4 protein-coding genes are annotated in these 15,631 nt (G+C 75.6%); all 4 read left to right on the forward strand.

The features are described from left to right. Positions 1–59: 59 nt before the first annotated feature. The 4 genes from ABD371_RS16335 to ABD371_RS16350 all read left to right on the forward strand — a co-directional run bounded on the left by ABD371_RS16335 (position 60) and on the right by ABD371_RS16350 (position 15,607). Positions 60–6,755, forward strand: a complete 6,696-nt coding sequence (locus ABD371_RS16335) for an amino acid adenylation domain-containing protein (RefSeq protein WP_344477443.1) — start codon at positions 60–62, stop codon at positions 6,753–6,755. A 113-nt stretch (positions 6,756–6,868) separates the two neighbouring features. Beyond that, the gene (locus tag ABD371_RS16340; RefSeq protein WP_344477446.1) at positions 6,869–8,278 is read left to right on the forward strand and encodes a SidA/IucD/PvdA family monooxygenase; all 1,410 of its coding nucleotides are present in this window, start codon (positions 6,869–6,871) and stop codon (positions 8,276–8,278) included. Continuing rightward, positions 8,275–14,442: a type I polyketide synthase gene (locus ABD371_RS16345; RefSeq protein ID WP_344477448.1), complete on the forward strand. Its 6,168-nt coding sequence runs from the start codon at positions 8,275–8,277 to the stop codon at positions 14,440–14,442. The genes ABD371_RS16340 and ABD371_RS16345 overlap by 4 nt, the downstream gene beginning before the upstream one ends. After that, positions 14,435–15,607 (forward strand): acyl-CoA dehydrogenase family protein, encoded by a 1,173-nt coding sequence (locus ABD371_RS16350; RefSeq protein WP_344477450.1) that lies wholly within the window; start codon positions 14,435–14,437, stop codon positions 15,605–15,607. The genes ABD371_RS16345 and ABD371_RS16350 overlap by 8 nt, the downstream gene beginning before the upstream one ends. Positions 15,608–15,631 lie beyond the last annotated feature (24 nt).

Below are 15,631 nucleotides of genomic sequence, written 5' to 3' on the forward strand. Positions count from 1 at the left end.
GAACGATGACGAACGATGACGACCGGCCGCCTCGGCCGGTCACTGACAGGGGAGGGCACGTGGGTACGCGCAACACGGCCAGGGACAAGGACGATCACGAACGGCGGCTCGCGGCGCTGCGCAAACGCATCGCCGCAAGCGGGCTGGCCGACCGGGCCGGCGAGGGAGCGACCCCGCAGGGAACCCCCGCCCAGGAAGCGCCGGCCGAGCCCGGCGCGCCGACCGGCACCAGCACGGCCCAGCAGCGTCTGTGGCTCCAGCACGCGAGCGACCCCACGGGGGCGGCCCTCAACGTCGGCGCGGCACTGCGCCTCGACGGCCCGCTGGACCTCCCCGCCCTCGCCGCCGCCCTGCGCGCGGTCGTCGCCCACCACGAGATCCTGCGCACCCGCTACGCGCTCACCGACTCCGGCGAGCTGCACGCGATCCCCGACCTGCCCGACACCGTGGCGCTGACCGAGGCCGACGCCCGCGGCGCGGACATCGACGCCCTGGTGCGGGAGGGCCTGCGCACCCCCTTCGACCTGGAGACCGGCCATCCGCTGCGGGTCACCGTGTACGCCGAGGGGCCCGACCGGCACGTCCTGCTGCTGGTGGTGCACCACATCGCCTGGGACGACGCCTGCTGGGAGGTCTTCTTCGAGGACCTGGCCGCCGCCTACCAGGGGGCCCGGCCCGCGCCGGCGACCTCGTACCCGAAGGCCTCCCGGGCCGTGGAGCGCGAGATCCGCGACACCCTGCCCTCCCTGCGCCGGCACTGGGCGAAGACCCTGAGCCGTGCCTCGGGCGCGGCGGGGCTCGACCGGCGCACCGCGGCCGACCAGCAGACCGCCGAGGCCGAGGCGGTCGAGGTCCGGCTGGACGCGGCGCGCTCCGCCGAGCTGGACGCGCTCGCCCGCACCGCCGGGACCACGCCCTTCACCGTCCTCCTCACCTCCTTCGCCGCCGCGCTGCGCCGGCACACGGGCAGTGGGCGGTCCCTGATCAGCACCCCGGTGCTGCGGCGGGACAGCGGACACACCGCCCGTACGCTCGGCTACTTCGGCAATGTGCTCCTCCTCGTCCTCGACACCGATCCGCGCCGCACCTTCCGCGACGCGCTCGGCTCGGTGGGCCGGGTCGTCGTGGAGGCGATGGACCACCAGGACCTGGAGTACGACGAGGCGATCCGGCTGCTCGGGGCCTCGGGCCGGGTGCAGCCGGTGGAGGTCAGCTTCGGCATCGAGAGCGCCGGGCCGCGGCTGCGGCTCCCGGGAATCGGGTCGGCGTCCCTCGACGCCCGTACCGGGATCGCGCAGGCCCCCCTCTCGGTGATGGCCCGTCAGGAGTCCGACGGCCGCTGGGTGATCCGCTTCGAGCACATCCCCGAGGCGGTGGGCGAGCAGACCGCCCGCTCGCTGGTCGAGTCGACCCGGCGCACCCTGCTCGCCGGGCTGAGCGACCCCGATGTGCCCCTCGGCGACCAGAGCCTGGTCACCGCGGAGGAGCGCCGGACGATCCTCGCCCACGGCACGGCCGCGCCGCTCGACACGCCGACGCCCGGTGTGGTGGAGCGCTTCGAGAGACGTGCGGCACTGCACCCGGACGCGGTCGCGCTGCGCGGCGGCGAGGGCACCATGACGTACGGCGAGGTCAACGACCGGGCGAACGCGGTGGCCCGGTGGATCGCCGCACAGGGCATCGGCCCCGAGGACGTGGTGGCCTCCGCGCTGGAGCGCTCCTTCGCCGCGGCGACCGTCGCCCTCGGTGTGCTGAAGTCCGGCGCGGTCCTCCTCCCGCTGGACGTCGCCCACCCCGAGGAGCGGCTGACCCGGCTGCTGGCCGACGCCGGCCCGCGCCTTCTCTTCACCTCCCCGGCGACCGACGCCTCGGTGCCGTCCACCACCGTGCCCCGTACGGTGGTGACCTCCGCCGCCTTCGACGCGCAGGTCTCCGCGCTCGCCGGGGGCGGCGACCTCACCGACCGGGACCGGGTGCGCCCGCTGCGGCCGGACAACCTCGCGTACATCATCTACACCTCGGGCTCCACCGGCCGCCCCAAGGGCGTCGGCACCAGCCACGCGGCCCTCGGGGACCATCTGGAGTGGCTCCTCTCCCACTTCGCCGCCACCCATGACGAACTGCGGGACGTGCGCTGGCTCCAGCTCGCCTCGCCCGCCTTCGACGTCTCCGTCGGCGAACTCTTCGGACCGCTGGCCGCCGGCGGCGAGGTCCTCGTGGCCAGTCCCGACGTCGAGCGGGACCTCGACGCCCTCTTCGCCGAACTCGCCGGGCTGGACGCCACCGTCGTCCACGCCGTCCCCAGCTTCCTGCACTATCTGGCCACCGCGGCGCCGGAGGCACGGCTGCCCTCGCTGCGCTGGCTGCCCGTCGGCGGCGAGGCCCTCCCCGGCGACCTCGCGGACCGGGTGCGGACGCGCTTCGGTGCGAACGGGCGGCTCGGCCTGGGCAACTTCTACGGGCCCACCGAGACCACCCAGTCCGTCACCGGCTACGCCGTGACCGCCCACCAGGGGCACCGGACCGTCCCCATCGGCACCCCGAAGTGGGGCAACACGGCGCTCGTCCTCGACGCCGATCTGCGGATCGCCCCCCTCGGCGAGGTGGGCGAGCTGTACATCGAGGGCAGCTCGCTGGCGCGCGGCTATCTCGGCCGCCCCGCCCTGACCGCCGAGCGCTTCGTGCCCAGCCCGCTGACCCCGGGGGCCCGGCTCTACCGCACGGGCGACCTGGCGCGCTTCACCGAAGGCGGCGAGCTGGAGTTCATCGGCCGCGCCGACGACCAGGTCAAGATCCGCGGCTTCCGGGTCGAGCCCGGCGAGATCGAGGTCGCGCTCCGCGCCGACCCCCTGGTCGGACAGGCCGTGGTCGTGGTCCGCGAGGACGGGGGCACGGGCCGTCGTCTGGTCGCCTATCTCACCCCCGCGGACGGCACGGAGCCGGACGCCGCGGGAATCGCCGAGGGGGTCAGGGCGCGCCTGGCCGCCGAACTGCCCGCGCACATGGTGCCCAGCGCCTTCGTCGTCCTCGACGCCCTGCCGCTGACCCCGGCGGGCAAGACCGACCGCCGGGCGCTGCCCGACGCCCCCGCCGACGAGTCCACCGCCTTCCGGCCGGTGGCGGACGGCGCGGAGCGGCAGATCGCCCGGCTCTTCGCCGAACTCCTCACCCATGGCGCGGACACCCCCGGACAGAGCCCCGCGAGCACCGTCGCCGAGATCGACGGCACGCCGTCGGTCGGCGGCCGGCGGATCGGCGCGGACACCTCCTTCTTCGAACTCGGCGGCCACTCCCTGCTGCTGACGCGGCTCATCTCCCGCGTCCGCCGCGACCTCGGGGTGCGCATCGGCGTCCGTGACGCCTTCACCCGCGCCACCCCGGCCGCACTGGCCCGGCTGGTCGCGACGAGCGCGCCCGCCCCGGCGCACCGGGCGCCGGTGTACGGCCCCCGGCCGGCCGAGCCGCCGCTCTCCCCCGCCCAGCAGCGCGTCTGGTTCGTCGACCGGATCGAGGAGGACGGCACCACCTACAACGTCCCCATCGCGCTGCGGATCGACGGGCCGCTCGACCCGGAGCTGCTCCGGTGCGCGCTGGAGGAGGTCCTGCGCCGGCACGAGTCCCTGCGGACGGTCTTCCCCGACCGGGACGGCGTCAGCCACCAGCGGGTCCTCCCCGGCCACGGGGTGGAACTGCCCCTCACCGACCTCGCCGAGGACGAGGTGTCCGGCGCGCTCGCCGCAGCCGCCGAGCACCCCTTCGACCTCGCCGCCGAACGCCCCTTCCGCGCCGCCCTGCTGCGCGTCGGCCCCGAGCGGCACGTCCTGTCGCTGCTGGTCCACCACATCGTCTGCGACGAGGTGTCGGCCGGTGTGATCGTGGCGGACGTGACCCGGGCGTACGAGGCGCTCCGGGGCGGGGCGGGCACGGACGGACAGCCCGTGCTGCCGCCGCTGCCCTTCGGGTACGCCGACTACGCGGTCCGGCAGGGCGAACTGCTCGCGGGCACCGCCCCGGACACGGCCGGCCACCGGGACCCGGAGGCGCTCCGCGCGTTCTGGCGCACCGCTCTCGCCGATCTGCCGCAGGACACCTCCGTGCTGCTCGGCAGGGCCCGCCCGGCCCAGGCGGACAGCGCCGGGGGGATCGTCCCCCTCGCGTTCGACGCACGGGTGCGCACCGCCGTCGAGCGGCTGGCGGAGCGCACCGGGGCGACGCCCTTCATCGTCTTGCAGAGCGCCGTCGCCATGCTGCTCGGCCTCCGGGGAGCGGGCGAGGACATCCCCCTCGGCACCCCGGTCGCCAACCGGCCCGACGAGGCGCTGGACGAGGTGGTGGGCCTGTTCGTCAATCTTCTCGTGGTACGCAACGACCTGTCGGGCGATCCCACGCTGGAGGAGGTCGTCGGCCGCGCCAGGGAGCGCGCGGTGGACGCCTACGAGCACGCCGAACTCCCCTTCGAGCAGGTCGTGGACGCGGTCGGCGTCGAACGCTCGCTGAGCGTCAGCCCGCTCTTCCAGGTGCTGGTCCAGCTGCGCGACGAGGAGTCGGTGGAGCGGCGCACCGAGGGCCTTCGGTGGCGGCCGGTCCCGCAGTACACGGCGACCGCCAAGTACGACCTGTCGGTCAACTTCGAGCCCGACTCGGCCACCGGCGGCTGGAACGGCGAGATGATCTACCGCCGCGACCTCTACGACAAGGACGCGGTGACCCGGCTCGCCGAGGGTCTCGGCCTGGTGCTGACCGCCCTCGCCGAGCGCCCGGGGCAGCGGCTGCACGAACTCGACCTGGTCCCCCCGGAAGAGCGCCGGCTCGTGCTCGACGAGTGGAGCCACGGCCCGCGGGCGGCGGCCGACCGGGCCGAGACTCTCCCGGAGCTGATCGAGCGCAGCCGGAGCCTGCTCCGCGAACCGGGGGCCGCGCTGCGGACCGCGGTCGACTGCGCGGGCGAGACCATCGACTACGGACGGCTCCACGAGCGCAGCGACCGGCTCGCCCGGCTGCTGATCGAACGCGGCGCGGGCCCGGAGCGGTTCGTGGCCATCGCCGTGCCCCGGTCGGTGGACATGGTGGTGGCGCTGCTCGCGGTGGTGAAGACCGGAGCCGCCTATCTCCCGCTCGACATGCGGCTGCCCGCCGAGCGGCTCGCCTTCATGATCGAGGACGCGGCGCCGGTCGCCGTGGTGACCCGCTCGGACGCCCCGGTCGAGCTGCCCGACTCGGCCGCCTCGCCCCGGGTGACGATCGACGCCCCGGACGTGGTCGCGGCGCTCGCCGCGCAGCCCGCCGAGCGGCTGCCCGCCGAGGTCTCCCGCCGCGCGCGCGGCGAGAACATCGCGTACTTCCTCTACACCTCGGGCTCCACCGGGGTCCCCAAGGGCGTCATCGGCACCCACCGCGCCTACGCGGCCCGGCTCACCTGGCAGCCCGCGCGCTATCCGATCGCCTCGCCCGACGTGCGGCTGTGCCAGGGCTGGCTCAGCTTCCACGACGGCGGCTGCGAGATCCTCGCGGGTCTGATCGCGGGGGCCGAGCTGCTGCTCGCGGACGAGCAGGAGGCCCGTGACGTGGGCAGTCTGGTCCGGCTGATCGAGGGCAACCCGATCGGGCAGGTCACCGCCGTGCCCACGGCGATCAACGCCCTGCTCACCGAGTCGCCCGAGGCGGTGCGTTCGGTGCCGCGCTGGGTGACCAGCGGTGAGCCGATGACCGAGGCGCTGCTGGAGCGGCTGCGCGCCGCCGCGCCCGACAGCGAGATCATCAACAACTACGGCGCCACCGAGCTGAGCGGCGGAGTGGTGCGCGGCCGGCTGCACGAGGAGGGCCTGCACCTGGGCACCCCCGTCGACGGCTCCCGGGTGCTGGTGCTCGACGCCCGGCTCAATCTCTGTCCCGTGGGCGTGCCCGGCGAGGTGTACGCGGCGGGCCACCAGGTGGCCCGGGGCTACTGGCGGCGGCCCGCGCTGACCGCCACGCGCTTCCTGCCCAACCCGTACGCCTCCCGTCCCGGAGAGCTGCTCTACCGCACGGGCGACCGGGCGATGTGGAGCGCGGACGGACGGCTGGTGTTCGGCGGGCGCACCGACCACCAGGTGAAACTGCGGGGCATCCGGGTCGAACTCGGCGAGATCGAGACGGCGCTGCGCTCCTCGCCCGAGGTGGCCGCGGCTGCCGCCCGCACTCATGAGGTGCACGGCTCCACCACGCTGGCCGGATACATCACGCTCGCCGATCCGACGGCCGACCGGGACGCCGTGGTGGCCTCGGTGCGGCGGCGGCTGGCCGGGGAACTGCCCTCGTATCTGCACCCGTCGGTGATCACGGTGCTGGACGCGATGCCGCTGACCGGTTCGGGGAAGCTGAACCGGCCGGCGCTGCCGGAGCCCGAGGTGCGCACCGACGGCGCGCACGAGCCGCCGCTCGGCGAGACCGAGGAGACGGTGGCCGCCCTCTTCGAGGACGTCCTGGACGCCAAGGAGGTCGGGCGCACCGACGGTTTCTTCGCCCTGGGCGGCGACAGCATCATCTCGGTGCAGCTCGCCAGCCGGGCCAGGTCCCGGGGGCTGCCGCTGACCGCGCAGATGGTGTTCGAGCACCCGACCGTGGCCGAGCTGGCCGCGGCCTGCGACCGGGCGGCGGCCGTCGAGGCGGCCCGCGCCGAGGCGCGGCCCGCCGACGCGCCGGTGTCGGCGACCGAGGCATCGGGCCTCGACACCGAGACCCTTCAGGCCCTGCTGGGCAGTTGGGGGCGTGGCTGAGATGCGTTCCCCGATCGGGCCGGGCCCCCGGCCCGGCCCCTCGGCACGGGCCGCCGCGCCCGTGTCCCTTCCCGTCCGAACCCCTTCTGACAGAAGCCTGGAGCACTGAATCGATGGAGCCGCTCTCCCTGGAGGAAGCCAGCCGTCGCTTCGGCACCGGCCGCCGCGACCCGAACGGTCTGCTCGGTGTCGTCGGGGCCGGACCGAAGGCGCTGGCGACGGCCGCCAAGAGTCAGGTCCTGCGCGAACTGGGCGTTCAGGTCCCGCGCGTGGTGGTCGTCGAACCCCGTGGTGTGGGGGCCAACTGGACGGCGGTGGGCGGTCGCACCAACGGCCGTCCCCGGCTGTCCACCAGCCCCGAGAAGGATTTGGGGTTCCCGTACGCCGCCGACGCGTACGGCCCGCTGACCGCCGAGGTCAACGCCCGGATGCAGCAGTTCAGCTGGGCCGGGTACCTGGTCTCGCGCGGCGAGTACGCCACCTGGGTGGACAGCGGGCGGCCCAGCCCCCGCCACTCCACCTGGGCCGCCTATCTGCGCTGGGCGGCGGACCGGATGGACTTCTGCCTGGTCAGCGGCACGGTGTGCGCGCTGGAGATCTCCGGCGACCAGTGGGAGGTCACCGTCGAAGGGGTGGACGGCGGTGAGGCCGTGCTCCTTCTGGACCAGGTGATGATCAGCGGTCCGGGCCCCCAGGACGGTCTTCTCTCCGGCGAGGCCACCCGCAGCGTGGAGGACTTCTGGCGGCGGGGCCTGGACACGGACGCGCCCGAGCCGAGCGTGGCGGTGGTCGGCGGCGGCGAGACGGCCGCGGCGATCACCGAGTATCTGATGCACGGGCACGCGGGCTCCACCACCGTGATCAGCCCGCAGCCGGTGGTCTACAGCCGGGGCGAGGGCTACTTCGAGAACGCCCTGTACTCCCGGCCGGAGCGCTGGCGCGAGCTGTCCGAGCAGGACCGCCGGGACGTCATCTCGCGCACCGACCGGGGGGTGTTCTCGCCCCGCGCGATCGAGGCGATCACCACCGACGCCCGGGTGGAGCACCGGCAGGGCACCGTGGTGTCCCTGCGGCGCGACGGCGGCCAGACCGAGCTGGTGCTGAGCAACCCCGGCCGCGCCGACCGCGTGCTGCGGTTCGACGTCGTCATCGACGCCACCGGGGCACGCCCCGACTGGTTCCTGGAGCTGTTCGGCACGGTGGCCCGCAAGGCGGTCCAGCGCGCGGTCGGCGACGCCACCGACGGGGTGCGGTCGCTGGAGCGGCGGATCGGCGAGGACCTCGGCCTCGAAGGGGTCGCCCCCCGGCTGCTGCTGCCGACCCTCGCGGGGTATGAGCAGGGCCCCGGGTTCGCCAACCTCAGCTCGCTGGGGCTGCTCTCGGACCGGGTGCTGGGCGCGGCCCGCCGGGTGCGGGCCGTGTCGACGGACCCGGACCCGGAGTCCGCGTCGGCGGGCGACGCGTTCGGCGGACCGGTCCGGGCCGCGGTCTCCACAGCGGCCCTCGGCGGCGGTGAGGCATGAGCGAGTGGGACACCCGGGGCGAGATCGCCGTCGTGGGGCTGGCCTGCCGGGTGCCGGGCGCGGGGTCGCCCGGGGAGCTGTGGCGGCTGCTGCTGGACGGCCGCCGCGCCGACGGGCGGGCGCCGGACGGCCGGTTCGACCCGCGTGCCGTCCCGGCCGGACTGCTGGAGCGGTCCGTCCGGGGCTCGTACCTGGACGACGTGGCGCGTTTTGACGCCGAGCTGTTCGGAGTGACGGAACGTGAGGCGACGACGATGGACCCGCACCAGCGCTGGGCGCTGGAGCTGGGCTGGGCCGCCCTGGAGGACGCCGGGGAGATTCCCCGGGCCCCGCGCGACACCGAGTTCGGTGTGTTCGTCGGCTCGATGGGCGCGGACTGGGCGATGGAGCACGCCGCGGGACGGCTGGGTCCGATCGGGCCGTCGTCCCTGGCGGGCTGGTCGCCGTCGGTCATGGCGAACCGGATCAGCCACTCCTTCGGACTGCGCGGGCCGAGCGTGGTCGTGGACACGGGCCAGTCCTCGTCGCTGGTCGCCGTCCATCAGGCGGTGCTCGCACTGCGGGCGGGCGACTGTTCGGCCGCGCTGGTGGTCGGGGTCAATCTGAACCTCTCCACCGAGGCGGCCACGGCGACCGCCTCCTTCGGCGGGCAGTCCCCCTCCGGGACGGCCACCCTGTTCGACGACGACGCGGACGGCTATGTCCGCGGCGAGGGCGGCGCGGCGGTCGTGCTGCGCCCGCTGGCCGACGCCGTACGGGCGGGGGACCGTGTCCACGCGGTGCTCCGGGGCACCGCCGTCACCCACGGCGGGAGCGGGGAGCCGCTGGTCGTCCCCACCGCCGACGGACAGGCGCGGGCGCTCCTGCGGGCGTGCCGGGCCGCTTCGGTGGAGCCGGACGGGCTCGGGTACGTGGAACTCCACGGCACCGGGACCCCGGTCGGCGACCGGGTGGAGGCCGAGGCCCTGCTGCGGGTGTTCGGCGAGAGCGGGAGCGGTGGCGGGAGTGCGGGCGCGGGCGGCCCGGCGCGGCTCCTGGTGGGCTCGGTCAAGACGACCGCGGGCCATCTGGAGGGCGCGGCCGGTCTGCTCGGACTGGTCAAGGCGGTGCTGGTCGCCGAGCACGGCCTCGTGCCCGGCACGGCCGGCCACCGGGGCGGGGCGACGGCGCGCCGCCTCGCGGCGGCGGGCATCGAGGTCCCGGCGCGGGCGGTCCCGCTGCGCGAGGGCAGCGCGGTGGGCGTCGGCTCGGTGGGCATGGGCGGCACCAACTGCCATGTGGTGCTCGGCCGGTACACGGGCGCTCCGTCCGGAGCGGCGGACGCGCCCCGGACGGAGGACGGGGAGCTCGTCCCCGTCCCCGTGGTGCTGTCCGCCGGGAGCGAGGAGTCGCTGCGGCTGAGCGCCGCGGCGCTGGAGGAGTGGGCCGCGACCGCGACGGACGACGGCCGTGCGGACGGCCCGCCGGCGGTCGCCCGTACGCTCGCCACCCGGCGGGCCCGGCTGCCGGTGCGGGCCGGTTTCACCGTGCGCGGCGCGGACGAGCTGCGCGAGCGGCTGCGTACCGTCGCGGAGGGCGGCCGGGACCGGGCGGTCCGGCACGGCGTGGGAGCGCGGGCACGCACCGCCTTCCTCTTCCCGGGGCAGGGCAGCCAGCGGCCCGGGGCAGGGGCGGAGCTGTACCGCCGTCTCCCCTCCTTCGCGCGGCACTTCGACGCGGTCGCGGCCGTCGCCGATCCCCTGATGGAACTCCCCCTGCACCGGATCGTGTTCGACCCGGCGCCCGAGGGCGACCCGGCCTCGGCCCCGGTGCACGCCACCCGGCACACCCAGATCGCGCTGTTCGCCCTGGGCACCGCCCTCCACCGGACCGTGACGGAGCTGGGCGTCGTCCCCGACGCCCTCCTCGGCCACTCGGTGGGCGAACTCGCGGCGGCGCACGCGGCGGACATCCTGACGCTGCCCGACGCGGTGCGGCTCGTCCTCGCGCGGAGCGCGGCGATGTCCCAGGCCGACCCCGGCGGGGTGATGGTGGCGGTGGAGGCGTCCGAGGAGACGGTCCGCGCGGTGGCCGCCGGCCACCCGGGGACCGGGATCGCCGCGGTGAACGGGCCCGCGGGCACCGTGCTCTCGGGCGACCGCGCGGCGACGCTGGCCTGCGCCCGGGCGCTGGGCGACCTCGGTCACCGCACCAGGGTGCTCAAGGTCTCCCACGCCTTCCACTCGGCCCACATGGACCCGGTGCTGGAACGGTTCCGCGCCGTCGCGGCGGGCATCGGCCACGGCCGCCCGACCGTACCGGTGCTCTCCAATGTGAGCGGTGCTCCCGCCGTCGGCGGGGAGCTGCGCACCGCCGACTACTGGGTGGACCACGTCCGGGGCACCGTCCGCTTCGGCGACTGCCTGGAGCGGCTGGCCGACTCCGGCACCTCGCTCTTCCTCGAACTGGGCCCCGGCGCGACCCTGACCGCGATGGCGCGCGCCACCGTCCGGACCCCCGACAGCGGTGTCCCGGCGGCCGATTCGCTGCTCGGGGACGGCTCCGGCGCGTACGGGGCGTTCCTCGACGCGCTGGTGCTCGCGCACGTCCAGGGGCACGACGTGGACTGGGCGCGGCTGCCCGGGCTCGGCGACGGCCCGTGGGCGGCGCTGCCGACGCATCGGTTCACCGGCCGGCGGTACTGGCCGGGCGGGCACACCGCGCCCGTCCCCGCCGCCGTCCCCGCCCCGACTTCGGCTCCGGCCCCGTCTCCCGCTCCCGTCGCTCCGGCGACGCCCGGCGGCGATGTCCTGGGACTCGTCCTCGCCACCGTCGCGGAGGTGCTGGGCATACGCCCCGCGCACTCCGTGAACGCGACGGACACCCTCTCCGACCTCGGCATGACCTCACTGCTCGGGCTGGAGCTCCGCGCCGAACTCTCCGCGCGCACCGGGCGGGAGCTGCCCGGCTCCCTCGTCTACGACCACCCGACCCCGGCCGCCCTCGCGGCCCGGCTGGCCGGGCCCGTGCCCGCACCGGAGTCGCCGTCGGTGGCGTCGGCACCCGCGGCACAGGGCGCGGCCGACGGCGATCCGGTCGTGATCGCCGCCATGGCCTGCCGCTATCCGGGCGGGGTGTCCTCCCCCGAGGAGCTGTGGGAGCTGGCGCTGTCCGACCGGGAGGCGCTCGGGGGATTCCCCGAGGACCGCGGTCCCGCCTGGGCGGTGTCCGGCCCCTTCCCCCGGTACGGCGGATTCCTGGCGGACGTCGCCGGGTTCGACGCGGCCCACTTCGGGATCTCCCCCCGGGAGGCCCGTGCGATGGACCCGCAGCAGCGGATCGCCCTGGAGCTGTGCTGGGAGGCGCTGGAGCGGTCCGGGTGCGACCCCAAGTCGCTCCACGGGCAGGACGTCGGGGTCTTCCTCGGGGCCATGGCCGGGGACTACGCGACGGCAGCCCGGGAGGCCGGCGACGACCTGGGCGGACATGAGCTGACCGGTGCCTCGAACGCGGTCCTCTCCGGCCGGGTCGCCTATCAGCTGGGGCTCACCGGGCCCGCGCTGACCGTGGACACCGCCTGCTCCTCCTCGCTGGTCGCCGTCCATCTGGCCGCCGCCTCCATCCTGCGCGGCGAGTGCGAACTGGCGCTGGCCGGCGGGGTGACGGTGATGTCGACGCCGAAGATGTTCCAGGAGTTCCAGCGTCTGGGCGGGCTCTCCGCCGACGGCCGCTGCCGGGCGTTCTCCGCCTCGGCCGACGGGACCGTGTGGAGCGAGGGCGCGGGAGTCGTCGTGGTGGCGCGCCGTTCCGAGGCGCGCCGCCGGGGGCTGCGGGTCCTGGCGACCGTCCGGGGCAGCGCCGTCAACCAGGACGGCGCGAGCAACGGGCTGACCGCCCCCAGCGGCACCGCCCAGCGCCGGGTGATCGCGCGGGCGCTGGCCGACGCCGGTCTCCGCGCCGAGGACGTGGACGTGGTGGAGGCGCACGGCACCGGCACGGTGCTCGGCGACTCCGTGGAGGCGCAGGCCGTCATCGACACCTACGGGGCGCGGGACCGCGCCGCCGCGCCGGTGCTGCTCCGCTCGCTCAAGTCGGTCATCGGGCACACCCAGGCCGCGGCCGGGGTCGGCGGTCTGATCGCGATGGTGGCCTCCCTGCACGGGGAGCGGCTGCCGGCGACCCGGTACGCGGACAGCCCGACGCCGAAGGTCGAGTGGCCCGAGAGCGTACGGCTGATGGAGGAGCCGGTGGCGTGGCCGCGCGGGGCGCGGGTGCGCCGGGCGGCCGTCTCCTCGTTCGGCATGAGCGGCACCAACGCGCATCTGCTGATCGAGGAGCCGGGCCCGGAGGCCGAGGACGCCTCCGTACCGGCGGATTCCCCCGCTCTGCCGTTCGTCGTGTCGGCCGGTGACCGCGCCACCCTGCGCGCCCAGCTGGCGCGGGTACGGACGGCTCTCGCCGAGGACTCCGGCACGGCGGGGCGTCCGCTCGCGGCAGCCGCGCTGACGCTCGCGACCGGGAGGGCTTCGCTGCCGCACCGCGCGTCCGTCGTCGCGGCCGACCGGGCCGGGCTGCTCGCCGGGCTGGACGCCGCCCGGCGCGCGGAGAGCGCGGAGCATGTGGCGTTCGGGGAGGTGCGCGGGGACTGCGCCGTGGCGTTCGTCTTCCCCGGCCAGGGCTCCCAGTGGGCCGGGATGGGGCGGCGGCTGCTGCGCGAGTCGCGGGTGTTCGCCGACAGCGTCGCCGCGAGCACCGAGGCCTTCGCGCCGTATGTCGACTTCTCCATTCCCGACCTGCTGAGCGGCGCGGACGACAGCGAACGGGCCAGGGGCCTCGAAGCGATCCAGGTGTCGCTGTTCGTGACGATGGTCGGTCTGGCGGATCTGTGGCGCGCCGCGGGCGTGGTCCCGGACCTGGTGATGGGGCACTCGCAGGGCGAGGTGGCCGCCGCCTGCGCGGCGGGGGCGCTCGATCTCCCGGACGCGGCCCGTGTGGTCGCGGTCCGGGCGAGGCTGCTGTCCCGGCTCTCGGGCAGCGGTGCCATGGCGGTCGTCGGTCTCGACGGGCCGGTGGCGCGCGAGGAGCTGGCGAAGGCTCCGGCGAACGAGCGCGGGGTGGCGGTCGCGGCCGTCAACGGCCCCGGCAGCACGGTGGTCTCGGGTCCGGTGGACGCCGTACGGGCGCTCGTCGCCCGGCTGACGGCGGCGGGGGTGCGCACGGCCACGGTGGCCGTGGACTACGCCTCCCACTCCCCCATGGTCGAGCCCGTCGAGGCCGAGCTGACGGCCGCCCTCGCCGGGATCTCCCCGCGCGAGGCGCGTATCCCGTTCTTCTCGACCACCCGGGCGGCCCGGCTCTCCGGAGCCGAACTGGACGCCGCCTACTGGTACGAGAACCTCCGGGGCGAGGTCCACTTCGCCCGTTCGGTGGCGGCGCTGGCCGGCTCGCGGCGGACCGCGTTCGTCGAGATCAGCCCGCACGAGGTGCTGACCTCGCCGATCACGGCCACCCTGGACGGGCTGGCGGACGGCGCGGAGACGGTCGTGCTGGGCAGTCTGCGGCGCGACCACGGCTCCCACCGCGACTTCCTCTCCTCGGTCGCGCTGGCCTGGACCCGGGGGGTGCCGGTCGGCTGGACGGCGGACACCTTCGGCGGACCGGTCGCCGAACCGGCCGACCTCCCGCCGACGCCGTTCGCGCACCGCCGGTTCTGGATCAGCCCCGGCGTACCCGCCGTGCCCGTCCCGACCACCCCGGCCCCGGCCCCGGCGGTCGAGGCGGCTCCGGTCGAGGACGTGCCGGCTCCGGCGGCCCCCCGCCCGGACAGGGCGGTGCTGACGGCGGTCTCCCAGGTGCTGCATCTGAGCCCGGCCGACGCCGACGAGCGCCGCCACCACAGCTTCACCGAGCTGGGACTCGACTCGCTCACCACGGTCGATCTGCGCCGGCGGCTGCGGGACGCCCTCGGGCTGACCGTCCCCGTCCAGGTCTTCGGGACGCACAACACCCCGCTGGCCCTCACCCAGTGGGTGGAGCAGGCACTCGGCACGGCATCCGGCGGCCCCGGGGCGAAGGCCGCCCCGGCCGCGACGAACCCACCACACCACGACCGTCCGGCGGACCATCCGGTCACCCCGGCCCCGGCGGCGGTCACCGCGCACAGCGAGGAGTACGGCGATGAGTGAACAGCGACGGCGCATGAGCGCCTTCACGGAGGCCGACGCGGCCTTCACGGACGCTCTGCTGCCGGGTCTGGTGACACAGCTCGAGGGCATCGGGCTGATGGAGCTGGAGGGCGAGGGCAGTCCGGTCCTGGACCTGTTCCGCAAGGCGAAGGGGCCGGGACTGCTGATCCCCGCGCGCCACGGCGGCCACGGGCTGAACTGCCGTGACGCCCTGCGGGTCCAGTCGGCGCTGGCGACGCTCTCCCCCTCGCTGGGCGTGGGCACGATGATGCACCACCTCGCGGTGGTCTCCTTCGTGGAGTATCTGCGCGTCCACGTCGGCGACGACGCCCCCCAGTGGGCGCTGCTGGCGTCGGTGGCGCAGCGCGACCACCTCCTCGCCTCGGCCTCCTCCGAGGCCCGCCGGGGCTCGGACGCGCTGGTGCCGCGTACCACCGCCACCCGCCAGGAGGACGGCGGCTACGTCCTCAACGGCTCGAAGAAGCCGTGCAGTCTGGCCCGGTCCATGGACATCCTCACCAGCAGCGTCCTGGTGCGCTCCGACGACGAGCAGGACGGTACGGTCGCGCTGGCCGTCATCCCGGCCGCCATCGAGGGCGTCGGCGTACGCCCGTTCTGGCACAGCCCGGTCCTCGTCGCGGCGGAGAGCGAGGAGGTCGTCCTCGACCAGGTGCACATCCCTGCGGCGATGGTGATCCCCGGCGGCCGTCCCGAGCGGGGCATGGACGAGCTCCAGGTGCGCGCCTGGACCTGGTTCGAGGTGCTGGCCTGCGGCACCTATCTGGGCACCGCCCAGTCGCTGTTCGACCGGGCGGCGAGCGCCCCCCGGGTGGACCGCCGCACGCTGGGCGAACTCGCCGCCGAGCTGTTCGTGTGCCGCAGCGCCTGCGAGCGCGCGGCGGCCACCTTCGACTCGGGCGTCGCCGCCGGGACGGCGATGACCGAGGCGCTGCTGGCGCGGCTGTACGTGGAGGAGCGGCTGCCCGATCTGTGCGCCCGGATCGCCAAGCTGCTCGGCGGGCTCGCCTTCGTCACCGGACCGGAGGCGGCGTATCTGGTCTCCGCCTCCCGGGCGCTGGCCTTCCATCCACCGCGGGGGGTGTCCAGCGCCGAGGCGCTGGGCGAGCGGTTCACCGGCGCCCCGCTCGACCTTTCGATCTTCTGAGGAGCACGTTCGTGTCACGTCATC

It is taken from the genome of Streptomyces amakusaensis, from assembly GCF_039532665.1.
Taxonomy (GTDB): Bacteria; Actinomycetota; Actinomycetes; order Streptomycetales; family Streptomycetaceae; genus Streptomyces; species Streptomyces amakusaensis.

Bases quoted from the DNA above. Each gene is read 5' to 3' on its own strand.
- ABD371_RS16340 (WP_344477446.1), top strand. From the start codon at position 6,869: ATGGAGCCGCTCTCCCTGGAGGAAGCCAGCCGTCGCTTCGGCACCGGC.
- ABD371_RS16345 (WP_344477448.1), top strand. From the start codon at position 8,275: ATGAGCGAGTGGGACACCCGGGGCGAGATCGCCGTCGTGGGGCTGGCC.
- ABD371_RS16350 (WP_344477450.1), top strand. From the start codon at position 14,435: ATGAGTGAACAGCGACGGCGCATGAGCGCCTTCACGGAGGCCGACGCG.